The sequence below is a fragment of the Microbacterium sp. Be9 genome, assembly GCF_011754135.1.
GTDB classification, from domain to species: Bacteria; Actinomycetota; Actinomycetes; order Actinomycetales; family Microbacteriaceae; genus Microbacterium; species Microbacterium maritypicum_A.
The window spans coordinates 637,065-652,599 of record NZ_WNWT01000004.1 but is presented as its reverse complement, the minus strand read 5'-3'; the positions used below and the strand labels follow the sequence as shown (position 1 = coordinate 652,599).

Annotated in this window: 14 protein-coding genes; 9 read left to right on the top strand and 5 right to left on the bottom strand. The window is 68.0% G+C overall.

All coding sequences use genetic code 11. The features are described 5' to 3' along the window. Positions 1 to 23: 23 nt before the first annotated feature. Positions 24 to 1,019 carry a thiamine-phosphate kinase gene (gene thiL, locus GLO27_RS07385; RefSeq protein WP_167254242.1) on the top strand — a complete coding sequence of 332 codons (996 nt, stop codon included), beginning with the start codon at positions 24 to 26 and terminating at the stop codon, positions 1,017 to 1,019. Here thiL and rsmD read toward each other — a convergent pair. After that, a complete protein-coding gene (rsmD, locus tag GLO27_RS07380) occupies positions 989 to 1,603 on the bottom strand; it encodes a 16S rRNA (guanine(966)-N(2))-methyltransferase RsmD (RefSeq protein ID WP_167254240.1) in 615 nt (204 codons plus the stop codon). The two genes, thiL and rsmD, sit on opposite strands and share 31 nt — an antisense overlap. 61 nt (positions 1,604 to 1,664) lie before the next feature. Here rsmD and GLO27_RS07375 point away from each other — a divergent pair, with 61 nt between their 5' ends. From GLO27_RS07375 to mutM, 6 genes are all read left to right on the top strand, one after another. Beyond that, on the top strand, positions 1,665 to 3,839 hold the full coding sequence (locus tag GLO27_RS07375; RefSeq protein ID WP_167254238.1) for an ATP-dependent DNA helicase RecG: 2,175 nt from the start codon (positions 1,665 to 1,667) through the stop codon (positions 3,837 to 3,839). Positions 3,840 to 3,869: 30 nt separating this feature from the next. After that, positions 3,870 to 4,367, top strand: coding sequence for a pantetheine-phosphate adenylyltransferase (coaD, locus tag GLO27_RS07370; protein ID WP_029259089.1), 498 nt, complete (start codon positions 3,870 to 3,872; stop codon positions 4,365 to 4,367). 71 nt (positions 4,368 to 4,438) lie between these two features. Further along, positions 4,439 to 4,987 carry a DUF177 domain-containing protein gene (locus GLO27_RS07365; RefSeq protein ID WP_021200437.1) on the top strand — a complete coding sequence of 183 codons (549 nt, stop codon included), beginning with the start codon at positions 4,439 to 4,441 and terminating at the stop codon, positions 4,985 to 4,987. Positions 4,988 to 4,989: 2 nt separating this feature from the next. Next, on the top strand, positions 4,990 to 5,199 hold the full coding sequence (rpmF, locus tag GLO27_RS07360) for a 50S ribosomal protein L32 (RefSeq protein ID WP_017830754.1): 210 nt from the start codon (positions 4,990 to 4,992) through the stop codon (positions 5,197 to 5,199). 10 nt (positions 5,200 to 5,209) lie between these two features. Then, the gene (rnc, locus tag GLO27_RS07355) at positions 5,210 to 5,902 is read left to right on the top strand and encodes a ribonuclease III (RefSeq protein WP_029265467.1); all 693 of its coding nucleotides are present in this window, start codon (positions 5,210 to 5,212) and stop codon (positions 5,900 to 5,902) included. After that, a complete protein-coding gene (gene mutM, locus GLO27_RS07350; RefSeq protein WP_167254236.1) occupies positions 5,895 to 6,761 on the top strand; it encodes a bifunctional DNA-formamidopyrimidine glycosylase/DNA-(apurinic or apyrimidinic site) lyase in 867 nt (288 codons plus the stop codon). The genes rnc and mutM overlap by 8 nt, the downstream gene beginning before the upstream one ends. An 81-nt stretch (positions 6,762 to 6,842) precedes the next feature. Here the strand turns inward: mutM and GLO27_RS07345 are convergent, their stop codons facing one another. The 4 genes from GLO27_RS07345 to GLO27_RS07330 all read right to left on the bottom strand — a co-directional run bounded on the left by GLO27_RS07345 (position 6,843) and on the right by GLO27_RS07330 (position 10,496). Next, positions 6,843 to 8,165 carry an FtsX-like permease family protein gene (locus GLO27_RS07345; protein WP_167254234.1) on the bottom strand — a complete coding sequence of 441 codons (1,323 nt, stop codon included), beginning with the start codon at positions 8,163 to 8,165 and terminating at the stop codon, positions 6,843 to 6,845. Beyond that, on the bottom strand, positions 8,162 to 8,857 hold the full coding sequence (locus GLO27_RS07340) for an ABC transporter ATP-binding protein (RefSeq protein ID WP_021200441.1): 696 nt from the start codon (positions 8,855 to 8,857) through the stop codon (positions 8,162 to 8,164). Before GLO27_RS07340 ends, GLO27_RS07345 begins: the two co-directional genes overlap by 4 nt. Positions 8,858 to 8,958: 101 nt before the next feature. Then, positions 8,959 to 10,038 carry a GNAT family N-acetyltransferase gene (locus tag GLO27_RS07335; protein ID WP_021200442.1) on the bottom strand — a complete coding sequence of 360 codons (1,080 nt, stop codon included), beginning with the start codon at positions 10,036 to 10,038 and terminating at the stop codon, positions 8,959 to 8,961. Positions 10,039 to 10,211: 173 nt separating this feature from the next. After that, positions 10,212 to 10,496: a hypothetical protein gene (locus tag GLO27_RS07330; RefSeq protein ID WP_021200443.1), complete on the bottom strand. Its 285-nt coding sequence runs from the start codon at positions 10,494 to 10,496 to the stop codon at positions 10,212 to 10,214. A 531-nt stretch (positions 10,497 to 11,027) separates the two neighbouring features. On the opposite strand from GLO27_RS07330, the gene smc reads away from it, so the two are divergent. Next, positions 11,028 to 14,567 carry a chromosome segregation protein SMC gene (gene smc / locus GLO27_RS07325; RefSeq protein ID WP_167254232.1) on the top strand — a complete coding sequence of 1,180 codons (3,540 nt, stop codon included), beginning with the start codon at positions 11,028 to 11,030 and terminating at the stop codon, positions 14,565 to 14,567. A 57-nt stretch (positions 14,568 to 14,624) separates the two neighbouring features. Beyond that, entirely contained in the window at positions 14,625 to 15,497 is an 873-nt protein-coding gene (ftsY, locus tag GLO27_RS07320; RefSeq protein WP_167254230.1) for a signal recognition particle-docking protein FtsY, read from the top strand. The last annotated feature ends 38 nt before the right edge of the window (positions 15,498 to 15,535 follow it).

Here is a 15,535-nt window from a genome sequence, read left to right as displayed (position 1 = left end):
GCTTCCAGGCTACCTTTGACAGCATGCCCTCCCGACACGAAGCCGACGATCCGCGCCTGGGAGATCTCTCCGAAGGGCGCATCCTGCAGGCGATCCTCACACGGACGCCGACGGGGGCCCACACGCTCATCGGGCCGGGAGACGATGCGGCGGTGATCGCCACGCCGTCGGGTTCCGTGGTCGCGACGACGGACACCCTCGTGCACGGCCCGGACTTCCGGCTCGCATGGTCGAGCGGGTACGACCTCGGCTGGAAGGCCGCAGCGGTGAACCTCGCGGATGTCGCGGCGATGGGGGCGCGCCCGACCGCGCTGCTGGTCGCTCTCGCGGTGCCGCGCGACCTGCGGCTCTCTTTCGTGGAGCGGCTCGCCGACGGCTTCCGCGATGCGTGTGCCGCGCTCGCCCCCGGCTGCGCCGTGGTCGGCGGCGACCTGACGGTGTCGGATGTGCTGACCGTGGCGGTGACGGCGCTGGGCGACCTCGAGGGACGCACTGCCGTGACCAGGAGCGGTGCGCGCCCCGGAGATGTCGTCGCGGTCGCCGGTGAACTCGGTCATGCCGCACGTGGACTCGCGGTGCTGTTCGGTCGATTCCGAGACGGCGACGTGCCGGTGGCTGTCGATGCCGCGAAGCTCGCCGCCGGAGAGCGCGCGGCGGTGACGGCGCAGCTGCGGCCCGCGCCCCCGATCGGCCTCGGCGCAGTCGCCGCGACGGCGGGGGCGACGGCGATGATGGACGTGTCCGACGGACTCGCCCTCGATGCGCGACGGATGGCCGCGGCTTCCGGCGTCACGATCGCGCTGGAACGAGCCCTTCTCGGGGACGATCCTGAGCGAGCGATCGCCGGAGGGGAGGATCACGCCCTGCTCGCCGCGTTCCCCGAGGGTGTGCTCCCGCCCGGGTTCCGCGTCATCGGCGCCGTTCGTGCTGCCGGACCGGAAGATCTGCTCTGCGATGACCTTCCCGTCGACCTCAGCGGGTGGGACCCCTATCGGGACTGGGACTCGGTCGCCGGCTGATCGACCGGCTCGTCGTCCTCGTCGGCAGCGGGCTCGGCCCACCAGATGGTGGTGTCGCCGTAGGTCTTCTCCCGGAACTGCTCCAGGTTCGCCGCGCCGAAGTCCGGGGGCGTCGAGCGGCGCGCCCGTTCCACGACGACAACGGCATCCGACGACAGGAGTGGAGCGAGGGCGACGAGATCGGCGGTCATGGCGACGTCATCGAGGTCGTACGGCGGATCGGTGAAGACGAGGTCGAAGGGTCCCGTCGCGCGCTGCAGGAACGCATGCACCGTGCTCTCGTGCACACGACCGAGCGGGAGACTGCCGGCCTTCGCGACCACGCCGGCGTTTCGTCGGACGATGGCGGCGGCCGGGCGTCCGCGCTCCACGAAGTCGGCACTCGCGGCTCCGCGGCTGAGCGACTCCAAGCCCAGGGCTCCCGATCCGGCGTAGAGATCGAGGACCCGCGCCCCGGCGATCGCGCTCAGTGATTCCAGCGCGCCGAACAACGACTCGCGCACCCGATCGCTCGTGGGCCGTGTGCCCGAGCCCGGCACCTCGAGTCGGGCTCCTCTGGCGCTGCCTGCGATGATCCTCGTCACCCGTTCACGATACGACAGGCGGGATGTCTGCCGTGTCCGTCGCGTTCCCTAGACTCGGAACATGTCGCTCACGCTCGATTCCTCGTTGGAGGATGCGCTCGGTGCGGCGTCTGCCAAGACGCTCGGTCGCGCCTTCGGCATGAAGAGCGTCGGTGACCTTCTCGCGCACTATCCTCGGCGCTACGCCGATCCGGGCGAGCTGACTCCGATCCGCGACCTCCCCCTCGGCGAGACGGTGACCATCGTCGCGGAGGTGCTGTCGTCCAGCTTCCGCCGCATGCGCAATCGTCCGGGAGCCATGGTCGATGTCGTGATCGGTGACGGCATCGGACGCATGTCGTTGACGTTCTTCGCGAAGAACGTCGGTGCTGCCGAGTGGCGATCGAAGGATCTGGCGGTGGGTCGAAGGGGCGTGTTCTCGGGAAAGGTCGGCGAGTTCAACGGTGTGACGCAGTTCGCGCACCCCGAATACGAGCTGTTCGACGACGAGGACTCGGCCCGACGCAGTGCGGATGCGCGGGCCGCCGTCCCGATCCCGATCTACCCGGCTACCTCGGCGATCCAGACCTGGCAGATCGCTCGACTCATCGGACGCGTGCTGGATGATCTCTCCGACGCGCCCGACCCGTTGACGGCGGAGATCCGGGAACGAGAAGAGCTGCTCACCGCTCGCGAGGCCCTGGAGCTTGTGCACCGTCCCCGTACTCGCAACGACATCGATCCCGCCGTGCGAACCCTGCGCATGCACGAGGCACTCACCTTGCAGACCGCGCTGCTCCAGCAGCGCGATGCGATCCGTGCCCTCTCCGCCACCTCACGGCCTGCGAGTGCCGGCGGACTGCTCGAACGCTTCGACGCGAGCCTCCCGTACACGCTCACGCCCGATCAGGAGACGGTGGGACACCAGATCGCCGAGGATCTCGTGGGTGCCTGGCCGATGAACCGGCTCGTCCAGGGAGAGGTCGGTTCGGGTAAGACCCTCGTGGCTCTCCGCGCGATGCTGCAGGTCGCCGAGAGCGGCGGGCAGGCGGCGCTGATCGCTCCGACAGAGGTGCTGGCGGGTCAGCACCTGCGTTCCATCGCGAAGATGCTGGGTCCCGATCTCGCGCCCCAGCTGATGCCGACGCTGTTGACCGGTCAGATGCCGGCGGCGGAGCGTCGCAAGGCTGCTCTGCGGGTTGCTTCCGGTCAGGCGCTGATCGTCGTCGGAACCCACGCGCTGCTGGGGGAGAAGACCACGTTCGCCGACCTCGGCCTGGTCGTGGTCGACGAGCAGCACCGGTTCGGTGTCGAGCAGCGCGAGGCTCTACGGGCGAAGGGGTCGAGCCCGCATGCCCTCGTGCTGACCGCGACGCCGATTCCGCGGACGGTCGCGATGACGGTCTTCGGCGACCTCGACACCTCGGTCATCCGCACCATGCCGGCCGGGCGCGCGGGTATCGAGTCGTTCGTGGCGCCGCTCGCTGAGCACCCGGGGTGGTTCAACCGTGTCTGGGAGCGCGCTGCGGAGGAGATCGCTCAGGGACGACAGGTCTTCGCCGTCTGTGCAGCGATCGACACCACCAAGAAGACGACGGAGGCGGGGGAGCAGCCGTCGCTCGCTCCAGAAGGGGCCTCCGGGCCGCGATGGGGCGTCGTACAGCTCGACGAAGCCCTCGCCACCCATCCCACTCTGGGCGGATTGCGCCGCGCCGTTCTGCACGGTCGTATGCCGTCGGACGAGAAGGACGCGGTGATGCAGTCGTTCGCCCGGGGAGACATCGATCTGCTGCTCGCCACCACGGTGATCGAGGTCGGCGTCGACGTGCCCAACGCCTCCACGATGATCGTTCTCGATGCCGATCGTTTCGGCGTCTCGCAGCTGCACCAGCTTCGAGGGCGCGTCGGTCGAGGGGGTGTTCCCGGGCTCTGCCTGCTCGTGACCGAGGCCGAGGCCGGGTCGCTCGCCCGTGACCGCGTCGACGCGGTCGCCGCCACGCTGGACGGGTTCGCCCTGGCGGAGGTCGATCTGGAGCTGCGCGGGGAGGGCGATGTGCTCGGCGCCGCACAGGCGGGTGTGCGCTCTTCTCTGAAACTCCTCCGCGTCGTCAAGGATGCCGGCCTCATCACGCGTGCGCGCGAGGTGGCGGAGAGCATCCTCTCCGTCGATCCGGATCTGGCCGACCACCCGGGCCTGCGCGAGGCGATCGGACGACGTGTGAGCGACGAGGATCGAGCGGCGCTGGCGAAGAACTGAACCGGAACCGGCGTGCCCTAGGCTGGAAACATGAGCAGCCGGATCGCCGTCGTCCCGGGTTCCTTCGATCCGCCGACCCTGGGTCACCTCGATGTGATTCGGCGCGCGGCCGCCCTTTACGACGAACTGCATGTGCTCGTCGTGCACAACCCGGGCAAAGAGGCGATGCTGCCGATCGCACAGCGGCTCTCCCTGCTGGAGAAGTCGATCGCGGATGACGGCATGCAGGGCAACATCGTGATCGGTTCGTGGAGCATGGGCCTCCTGGTCGACTACGCCCGCGATGTCAATGCCGGGGTGCTGGTGAAGGGTATCCGCTCGCAGATCGATGTCGCGTACGAGTCTCCGATGGCGATCGTCAACAGGCACCTCGCCGGTATCGAGACGGTGTTCCTTCTGCCCGACCCGTCGCACGCGATGGTGTCGAGTTCGCTCGTGCGCCAGGTGGCTTCCCTCGGCGGCGACGTGACCCCGTTCGTTCCCGCAGCGGTGGCAGATTTCCTCGACACCGGTTCCCGCGGTATCTGAGTCCCTTCCCTGAGCGCGCGGTCAGGGCGACCGCTCGCGTCGGCCGGTAGCATGGAACGGTGCGCTCTCGAATGAACGGCCCTTTTGTCCTCCCCGTCCGCGATATCGTCCGGCGCCCGGGAGAGATGCGCGAGCACGAGTTCACCGTCGCTCTCTCCGAAGCCTGGGGTGAGGGGATCGTGTCCTACGAGGCGGGATCCGAACTCGATCTCGACGTCCGGCTGGAGTCCGTCCACGAGGGCATCCTCGTGTCGGGAACCGCTGACGCCGAGTACGTCGGTGTGTGCGGAAGATGCCTCATCGACATCACTCGGCCCGTCGAAGTCGAGTTCCAGGAGCTTTTCGCGTATCCTGGTGAGGAAGAAACTGACTTCGAGGTTCAAGACGACCACGTGGATCTTGAAACTCTCGTCAGGGATGCGGCCGTACTGGCACTTCCTTTTCAGCCGGTGTGTCAGCCGGATTGCCCGGGTCTTGACCCGAAAACGGGTGAACGACTGACCGTGAGCACCGGAACGGAGCAGGCCGCTCCCATCGATCCTCGGTGGAGTGCGCTCCAGAACATCACAGACCAAGACGGCACGGAAGAATCTCGTGCCGCCGAGAAAGAAGAGAGCTAGTCATGGCTGGTAACCCCCCGAAGCGCAAGGTATCCCGTTCGAACACCCGCTCGCGCCGCGCGCAGTGGAAGGCGGCGCCCGTCGCGCTCGTCAAGACGATCGAGAACGGCCAGGTCGTCTACAGCCGTCCCCACCAGGCGAAGGTCGTCACCGACTCGCAGGGCACGGAGCTCTTCCTGGAGTACAAGGGCCGCAAGGTCGCTGACGTCTGAGTCGCGTACCGTGACGGAGGTCCCCGGGGGGACGAGGCCTCTCCCAGATAAGCTCCGCGTCGATATCGACGCGGAGCTTCTGGAGTTGGCCCTGACCCACCGCTCCTACGCGTACGAACACGGCGGCATCCCGCACAACGAGCGACTGGAGTTCCTCGGAGACTCCGTCCTCGGGCAGGCGGTGACCGTCATGCTCTTCACCACGCACCCCGACCTCGATGAGGGCGAACTGGCGAAGCGGCGTGCGAGCGTCGTGTCGACGGTCGCTCTCGCCGAGGTCGCTCGAGGGATCGACCTCGGTAGTCATCTGCTGCTCGGTCGCGGCGAAGAGCAGACGGGTGGCCGAGACAAGGATTCGATCCTCGCCGACACGATGGAAGCCGTCATCGGAGCCACCTACCTTTCCGCAGGTCCCGAGGCCGCCACGGAACTCGTGTTGCGTCTGACGAAACCGCTGCTGGCCGACCCGGAACGCTACGGCGCGGCGATGGACCCGAAGACCAGCCTGCAGGAACTCGCGGCCCGCGTCGGTGCGACGCCTCCGCAGTACTCGGTGGAGGCGAGCGGTCCGGATCACGACCGTCGTTTCGTGGCGACCGTCATCGTCGGCGACGTGAGCATGACCGGTGCCGGCAGCAGCAAGAAGACAGCCGAGATGGCCGCGGCTCTCAGTGCCTGGCGCACCCTCAGCGAGCGTGCCTGAGCTTCCCGAGGTCGAGGTGGTCCGGGCGGGCCTCGCCCCGGCCGCGGTCGGATCTCTGATCACCGCGGTGAGCGTGTTCGACGAGCGAGCGCTCACGCGGCACGTCGCCGGCGCCGCCGATTTCGTCGCTCGTCTCGAGGGGCGGACCTTCAGCGCAGCCTCTCGCCGGGGGAAGTTCCTCTGGCTTCCGCTCGACGATGAGGATTCCGCGCTCATCGCGCACCTCGGGATGAGCGGACAGATGCTGTTGCGCGCACCGGACGCCGGTGCCGAGCGGCATGAGCGGGTGCGCATCGGCATCGAGCATCCCGTCCACGGCGAACTCGCGATCGTTTTCGCCGACCAGCGCACCTTCGGGTCACTCGCGGTCGATGCCCTGGTGGATGACGACGGTTCTTCGATTCCGACGCAGGTCGCGCACATCGCCCGCGATCCGCTGGATCCGGCTTTCGACGACCGGGCGTTCCGTGCCGCTCTGGCACGGCGGGGGAGCGCGATCAAGCGCGTACTCCTCGACCAGGGCGTCGTGAGTGGGATCGGCAACATCTATGCCGATGAGTCGCTGTGGGCGGCGCGCATCCACCCGGAGACACCATCCGACCGACTCTCCACACAGGCGGTGCGCCGACTGCTGAACGAGGTGCGGCTCGTGCTGGCGAAGGCGCTCGCGGAGGGCGGCACCAGCTTCGATGCGCAGTACGTGAATGTGAACGGCCAGGCCGGGTACTTCGCGCACTCGCTCAATGCCTACGGGCAGCAGGGAAAGCCCTGCCCGCGATGTGGCACGCCGATCATCCGGGAGAGCTTCATGAATCGCGGTTCGCACTTCTGCCCGCGGTGCCAGCGGCTGCCGAAGTAGGTCGCGTGCTCGGGCCGGGAGCCTGAACGCTGTGTGCGTCAGGCTCCCGGCCCGTCAGTCACCGCAGGTGCGGAGTGGCGGTCACGCCGTCTGGAAGGAGCGCTGGAGCAGCGGGCGGGTGGCCCATGTGGTCGCCCACACCACACCGATCCCGACGGTGACCACGAGCGCGATGGTCATCAGAGAGACCGGAGCGGTGATCAGCGCGATACCGACCAGCGGGAACACCAGGAGCGCAGCCACCAGCGCCGACCCGATCGCCGTCACGAGCAGAGGCGACATGATCGCGCGTCGGCGTGCCCGGTCCACGGTGTCGAGCGGCATTCCGAGGTGGTGCAGGCTGCGGTGCAGTTCGCTCTGGTCGAGAACGTCCGAGGCCTGATTGACGCCGACGGACGCCGCGACCATCAGGAAGGAGCCGATGAGCGTGATGATGAGTCCCGTGCGGATGTCGTCGGCGAGCGCGATGTCGGCAGCGGCGGCGTCGGAATCGCTCATCATGCTCATCAGCGCCACTCCGGTGCCGGCGAAGACGGCCATGAAGCTCGCCATGGCGATTCCACCCACCTGGCGCCAGGCTGCCTTGGGCGAGTCCAGCACGATGCGTGCGGCCAGCAGCCGCTCGGGTCGCTCGGCGCGACGCAACTGACGCGATGCCGCGACCTTGAGCACCCACGGTCCCACGAGATTCAACACACCGAGTGCGGCACCGAACAGTCCCGCGAGGACGACGATCGTCATCACGACTCCACCCACCGAGGGGAACACCTTGATGAGTGCGAACGCGATGGCGATCGCGCCGGCTGCCAGTACTGCTCGAATCCAGTGCACCTTCGGCACATCAGTGCGCGTACGGACGCCCAGCGGCGAGATGACGACGCGACGAAGTCCGATGACGGCGCTGGTGGCTGCGAGCGCGAGCACGGCGACCACGACGATGACGGTCTGCAGCGGAGGGAGGACCACGGCCGCGAACCCGAGCGGCTCCCCGCGGAACGGGATGAGCCCGATGAGCGGACTGATAGCGACATGCCCGATGACGCCGGCGAGGGCGCCGACCGCCGCGACGAGGACGGACTCCGTGACCGTCGCGATCGTCACCCCGCCAGGTGACACACCGAGCAGGCGGAGGGTGGAGAGCCGTTCATCGCGTCGACGCGCGGAGAGACGAGCCGCTGCCCCGCCGAGGGACATCAGCGGCACGACCAGGAGAACGAGAGCGATCGCTGCAAGCCCCTGGTATAAGGGTGCGAACTCATCGGTCCATCCCCAGAAGGACTGTGCGCCCCCGATGACCGTGAGCACCAATGTGGTCACGACCCCGAACGCGACGACGGGCAACGCGAGGACGCTGCCCTGTCCGGGCGCCGGACGCAGGAGGAGCGCCAGCACGTTGCGATTCATGCGGCCACCGCCGAGGAGATGATACGTCCGTCGCGCACGGCGATCGTACGGGAGCAGCGGGCGGCCACCTCCGGGTCGTGTGTGACCACGACGAGTGTCCGCCCCTGCCCGGTCGTCGACCACAGCAGGGCGTCCATCACCTCGGAGGAGGTGGTCGAATCGAGCGCACCGGTCGGTTCGTCGGCGAAGACGAGCTCTGCGCCGGTGGCCTGTGCTCGGGCGATCGCGACGCGTTGTGCCTGACCGCCGGAGAGCTCGCCGATGCGGCGTTCCTCCATACCGGCGAGTCCGAGGGCCGCGAGCCAGGATCCTGCGTGCTGTACGGCATCCTGACGACGGACGCCGTTGATCATGGATGCGAGAGCCACGTTCTCGACGGCGGTCAGCTCGGGAATGAGAAGCCCCTGCTGGAAGACGAAGCCGAACCTCTCGCGACGCAGACGCGACCGCGTGGACTCGCCGAGTGCGGTGACCTCGATCGGGGCGCCCTCGGCGGGGCGGAACAGTACGCTGCCGGAATCGGGGGCGGTGATCCCGGCCAGCACGTGGAGGAGCGTGGTCTTCCCCGATCCGGAGGCGCCCATGATCGCGACGGCCTCGCCACGATGGATCGCGAGGTCGACGCCGGCGAGAGCGCGGGTCGTCCCGAAGTTCTTGATGAGGGCGTGGGCTTCGATCACGGGGATGTTCATGGTTCCAGCCTCGCCGAGCGATCCTGCGCCGTCGTCGCCCCGGCGGATGACCGCGCGGGCCCGACGTCATCCCGAAGAATGAGATCGGGTCCGCGCGCACCTCAGATCTTCTTCTGCCACGCGCCCGCGTACGACACGGGCACGAAGCCGATCGCCTCGTTGATGCTCAGCATCGGTCGGTTCTCCTCGGCGTTGAAGGTGGAGACGACGGTCGAGAGAGGCATGAGCTCGCGCCATCGGAGCAGGTTCGCGCACTTCACGATCGTGCCGAGGCGGTGCCCTCGGTGCTCCTTGCTGACCAACGTTCCGAACTGATGGGTGACACCGGTGCGATCCGCGGCGATGAGCAACTCGTTGTAGGCGACGAGCTGGCCGCTCGGCACATGTAGCACGGCGGCCACGGACACCGTCTGACCCGCACCGAGAAGTCGCGCTTCGCGGCGGACGACGCGGTCCGCGTCCCAGTGTTCCTCGGCGAAGTCCATGTCGCCGCTCGGGGCATCCGTGGAAAGACGTGCGAGCACGGCGGCGAAGCCGTCCCGCCACTCCGGAGGCGTCGGCATGTTCCACTCGACGATGCGGTAGTCCGGCCCGGCGAACGCGCTCGCGTCCGCCAGAGCATCGCGGAGCGGGCGGACGTCGCTGTGCAGGTCATACTCACTGTTGCGCTCGACCTGTTCCAGCGAGTAACCATGGTCCTCGGCGAGCTCGGAGAGCGGGGTGGCGGGGATGCGTCCCCATCCCGTTCGAGGCACGAGCATCCGGTCGGCTTCCACGGGACGGTGGAGACTCCAGATCTGCAGGACGGTTCGCCCGTGAGCGCGTGCTTCTTCTTCGGCGCGGTCGAGCAGAGCGGCCTCGACGCCGAGCCCCCAGTGCGCTTGCGGAACCAAGAGGTCGATCTCGGCCGCATGGGCTTCGGCCTCCTGGGCGAGTGTGACCGTCACCATGCCGACGATCTCGTCATCGATCCGTGCCACGAACCCACGGTCGAGCGCGTCGCTGTCGTCCTGCCAGTTCGGCAGCATCTGCGCGGCGTCCGGGGCGAGATCGGGGAGTCCCACCTGCTCGTCGCACACGAGTCGGTTGAGGTCTCCGTACGCGCGGAACTCCGCGGCGTCGTCGGCATCCAGGGAGACCGGCACGATCAGCGGTGTGATGGTCGGTTCGGTGGTCTTCATGTCAGTTTCTTTCGTGCAGGTGCTCAGGGTGATGATCGAGGCCGGGCGTCTACGGGATTCGACGTTCGCGCCACGAGGAGACGGAACCTCTGTGCGCGCCCGCCCGCGGACTACACGGGCGGGCGCACTCAGAGGGGGACGGTGCTGCGGAGGGCGACCGCTGAATCGCGGCGTCAACGCATTCCGCGCTGCATGTCATACGTCAGCAGTGCGTACGATTCCGCTGCCGAACGATGACGCTGCTCACCGAGCAGGAACATGTCTGCCGGATCGATGCGCAGGCCGCGACGCGGACGTCGGGGGCGCTGCGCCCTCTGGAAGAGCCAGAGGCCGATCCGGAGGGAGAGACGATCGGCGAGCGACAAGCGGCGCAGTTCGTCGGGGCGGGGGATCTGGAGGACCTCGCGGTCCTCGGTATCGGGCGGGTGGATGTCGCTGCGATGCAACGTGGTGTTCACGATGGTTCCTTCGAAAGGGATGGTGGTGATGGATGCGGAAGCACCGCGCGCCGACAGCGGAGCGGTCGGGAACGATGCGGAGGAAGCGTGGGTCGGCGGATGCCACGGAGCGTGGACGCCATACGCGGAGAGGAAGTCGTGATCTGCGGTGCAGATCAGCAGACGGGGCGCGGAAGAGCCGGCCGGAGAGGGCCCACTACGGGCCCGAGATCTCGGGGTGCGGTTCTACGAGAGAGCGCTGATGCGGACGCCGGCGGTTACCGAGAACGCAAAGCGCGGCGCAAAATGCGCGGGCGCGGCGAGGCCAGTGGCCTGTGCGTTGAGCTGAGTCGTAATCATCGGTAACCTCCTTTCGTGTGGCGATCCGGAGGACACGGTAGCGAATCCGCGCGGCGGACGTCAAGCACCTGCGGTTCTCCTCGGCGTGTCGCGCGGTTCCCGAGTTCTCCCACCGTCCGCGCGGGATGAGGCTCCAGGCCCGGAATTCCGGTAGCGTAGCCGCGTGATTCTCCCCGGACGAGCGGCGCCCCCATGCATCTGAAGAGCCTGACGCTCAAAGGGTTCAAGTCGTTCGCGCAGCCGACCAGCTTCGTGTTCGAACCCGGCGTCACCTGCATCGTCGGACCGAACGGCTCGGGCAAGTCGAACGTCGTGGACGCGCTGGCCTGGGTGATGGGTGAGCAGGGTGCGAAGACACTGCGCGGCGGCAAGATGGAAGACGTCATCTTCGCGGGAACCTCGACGCGCGGGCCGCTGGGTCGTGCTGAGGTGCAGCTCACGATCGACAATGCCGACGGTGCCCTGCCGATCGAGTACGCGGAAGTGACGATCAGCCGCACGCTGTTCCGCAACGGCTCCAGCGAGTACGCGATCAACGGCGAGGGATGCCGACTCCTCGACGTGCAGGAGCTGCTGAGCGATTCCGGACTGGGCCGGGAGATGCACGTCATCGTCGGTCAGGGTCGCCTCGACACGGTTCTGCAGGCGTCGCCCGAGGATCGTCGAGGGTTCATCGAGGAAGCCGCGGGAATCCTCAAGCACCGCCGCCGCAAGGAGAAGACCCTCCGCAAACTCGACGCGATGGAGACCAACCTCACTCGGTTGAGCGATCTCGCCGGAGAGATCCGCCGGCAGCTCAAGCCGTTGGGACGCCAGGCCGAGATCGCCCGCGAGGCGCAGACGATCGCTGCCGTCGTGCGCGACGCGAAAGCCCGTATCTTCGCCGACGACGTGGTCGCACTGCGCGCCGCGCTCGCGGACCACACACGCACCGAGCAGGAGCGTCACACCGAGCGTCTGGTGCTCTCGGATCAGGCCGAGACGGTGCGGGCGAACATCGCGCGGCTCGAACAGGATCAGAACTCGGTCGCGGTCGATCAGGCACGCAGCGTGGCGTTCGGCCTCGAGCAGGTTCAGGAGCGGATGCGCGGGCTCTACACCCTGGCGAATCAGCGTCTCGCTCTCCTCGGCACCGACGATGACGACGCCGCGGTCACTGCCGTCACCGTGACGCAGGCCACGATCGACGAGGCAAGGGACGAGATCGACGCGATCTCCGCCGGGCTCGGAGATGCTCAGGACGCCGCGGCGGCTGCCAGCCGTGAGGTGGTGCACGCCCGAGCGGAACTCGACGCGCTCGACGTCGACATCGCCGAGCAGAGCGCCCTGGTCTCCGAGTACGACATGCGCCTCTCCGCCTTGCGCGGGACCGCAGATGCCGCAGCCTCAGCCCTCGCCGCGGTGCGTGGCGCCGTGCTCCGCCAGGAGAACGCGCTCGAGGCCGCAAACGCACGCAGGCGCGAAGCCGCCGAGGCACTCGACGCGATCGACGACGCGGAAGCTCCTGAGGGCACGGCCGTCGAACATGCCGCTGCGTACGACAGTGCGCAACGGGCAGCGACCGCCGCGGAATCGGAGCGTGAGACCCTGCGCGAACGTCTGCACTCGGCAGAGCGCGAGGTCGATGCGCTCACGGCCAAGGCTTCGGCGCTGAGCAGTGCTCTGGCGTTGTCCGGTGGGGCGGCGGAGATCGTCGAAGCGGGCGGAAAGGGTGTGCGGGGGCTCGTCGGAGACGCTGTGCAGGTCCGAACGGGTTTCGAGGCGGCCATCGCCGCGGTCCTCGGTCCGCTCGCGGAGGGCGTGTTGATCGACTCCGTGGACGACGCCTTCGCGTCGGCGAAGGAAGCGGCGGAGCAACGCAGGGGAGTGGTGGACTTCGTCATCGCGAATGCGGTCCGTGGCGACGGCGTGACTCCGACGATCGCCGGAGTCACGCCCGCCGTCGATACCGTGACAGCGCCCGACGGCATCCTCGGCGTGCTCTCGCATGTCCTGATCGCGGACGACCTGGATTCGGCGCGATCGGCGCGGACAGAGCTCGATGTCGCGGGTGACACGGCGACGACGATCGTCACGGTGGCCGGTGACGTCCTCACCGCGCATACCCTGCGCACCGGTTCCGGCGGAGAGCGATCCCGTCTGGAACTCGCCGCCGAGCGGGATGCCGCTGCCGAACGTCTCGCGGAGATCCAGATCGTGGTCGACTCGCTTCGAGAGGCCCGCCGCGACGCCGAGGAGGCTGTCGAGACGACCAGGCGTCACGCGAAGGACGCCCTGCGCGCACTCCGTGAACACGATGCTGCTCTCGCCACGCACGCCGAGCAGCTCAACCGGGTCACGGTGCGTCATGAGTCCGCCGTCGCCGAGTGCGAACGCCTCGAGACCGGGTTGGCACAGGCGCAATCCGCCGTCGCCGAAGCCGAGGCGAAGGCCGGAGCAGCGAAGACGGCGCTGGACGATGCCATCGCGACGCCGAGGCCGGTGCTCGACGCTTCCGCGCGCGACAGCCTGCTCGAGGCGCTCGAGGTCGCTCGCGAGGGTGAAGTGCGGGCGCGGCTCGAGATCGAGACGCTGCGTGAGCGTGTGCGTGCAGCGCAGTCCAGGGTGGTGTCTCTGGAGCGCCAGCGTGAGCATGAACGCGATGCCGCGGCCGAGGCGGCACGGCGAGCAGTCATCCGTCGCGCGCAGCGCGAGGCGGCCTCGGGGGTGGTCGAGGAACTGCCGCGCATCCTCGACTCGCTGGATCGATCGGTGACGGAGGCACGTCTCGCCCTGGGCGAGGCCGAGACCGCGCGCTCGGCGCAGAATCAGGAACTGGTCGGCCTGCGCGCGCAGGAGAGTTCCCTGCGAGAGCGCCTCGCCGGGCTCACCGAGAGCGTGCACGGACTCGAGCTGCAGATCCACGAGAAGAAGCTGCATCTGAACAGCCTGCTCGAGCGCGTCTCCTCCGAGCTCGCTCTCGATGAAGATATTCTCATTGCGGAATATGGCCCTGATCAGCTTGTTCCACGGGATCCCGGTGCTGAACCCGCCGAAGGGGGGCACGACGACACGGCGATACCCTTCGACCGCCGGATTCAACAGCGACGACTCGCGGAGGCGGAGCGCAAGCTCGCACAGCTCGGCCGCGTCAACCCGCTGGCGCTCGAGGAGTTCGCCGCGCTGGAGCAGCGGCACGCCTTCCTCACCGAGCAGTTGGCAGACCTGACCCAGACGCGCCAGGACCTCCTGACGATCATCACCGATCTCGATGACCGGATGCAGACGATCTTCGCGAGTGCTTTCGAAGACACCAAGGAGGCATTCGGTCAGGTGTTCCCGCTGTTGTTCCCCGGTGGAACCGGCAGCATCTCCCTGACGGATCCCGACAACATGCTGACGACAGGCATCGAAGTGTCCGTCCGCCCTGTGGGGAAGAAGATCGAGCGACTGTCGTTGCTCTCGGGAGGCGAACGATCCCTGGCGGCCGTGGCGCTGCTCGTCGCGATCTTCAAGGCGCGCCCGAGTCCTTTCTACATCCTGGACGAGGTCGAGGCGGCGCTCGACGATGCGAACCTGGGGCGATTGCTGACGGTGTTCGAACAGCTGCGGGAGAGTTCTCAGCTGCTGGTGATCACGCACCAGAAGCGCACGATGGAGATCGCCGATGCCCTCTACGGCGTCTCGATGCGGCAGGACGGCGTCTCCGCTGTCGTGGGTCAGCGTGTCGGCGACCGGGCGGCGGCGGTTTAGGGGCGCGTACGGGCTTGCGGGCGGAGCATCCACTCGCACAACCCGTAGGCTGGAGTGATGGCGGAGAAGTCCTGGTCTCTTGGTCGCGCACTGCGCGGCATGTTCGTCAAGCCCACCATCGATGAGACGACCTGGGAGGACCTGGAGACCGCTCTCCTGACGGCCGACTTCGGCCCGGACATCAGCGAACGCGTCGTGGATGAGCTGCGTGCGAAGGTCGAGCGGTACCGCACCACCGACCCCAAGGATCTCCAGCGGATGCTGCGGGAGACGTTGGAGGAGCACTTCGCGAAGTTCGACACGACGCTGAAGCTCACCGAGCGTCCAGCTGTCGTCCTCGTCGTGGGCGTCAACGGCGTCGGGAAGACGACGACCATCGGCAAGTTCACGAAGTTCCTCCGTGGCTATCAGCGCAGTGTCGTGGTCGGCGCGGCCGACACCTTCCGCGCGGCCGCGGTCGACCAGCTCGCCACCTGGGCGCAGCGCGGTGGAGCCGCGATCGTGCGGCCTCAGCAGGAAGGTCAGGATCCGGCATCCGTCGCATTCCAGACGGTCGAGTATGCCAAGCGCGAGGGCATCGAGATCGCCATCATCGACACGGCCGGGCGTCTGCACACCAAGGGCGGCCTCATGGACGAGCTCTCGAAGGTCCGGCGCGTGATCGAGAAGCAGGCGCCGATCAGCGAGGTGCTGCTCGTGCTGGACGCCACCACGGGCCAGAACGGTGTCATGCAGGCCGAGGCCTTCCTCGAGCACGCCGGCGTCACCGGACTCGTCCTCACCAAGCTCGACGGGTCGGCCAAGGGCGGGTTCGTGCTGGCGGTGCAGGAGCGCACCGGTATCCCGGTGAAGCTGCTCGGACAGGGCGAGGGGATCGACGATCTGACCGGTTTCACCCCCCATGTGTTCGTCCAGTCGTTGGTCGGTTGATGACGGGACTACCGCAGTGAGCACGAGGCTGGTTTCAT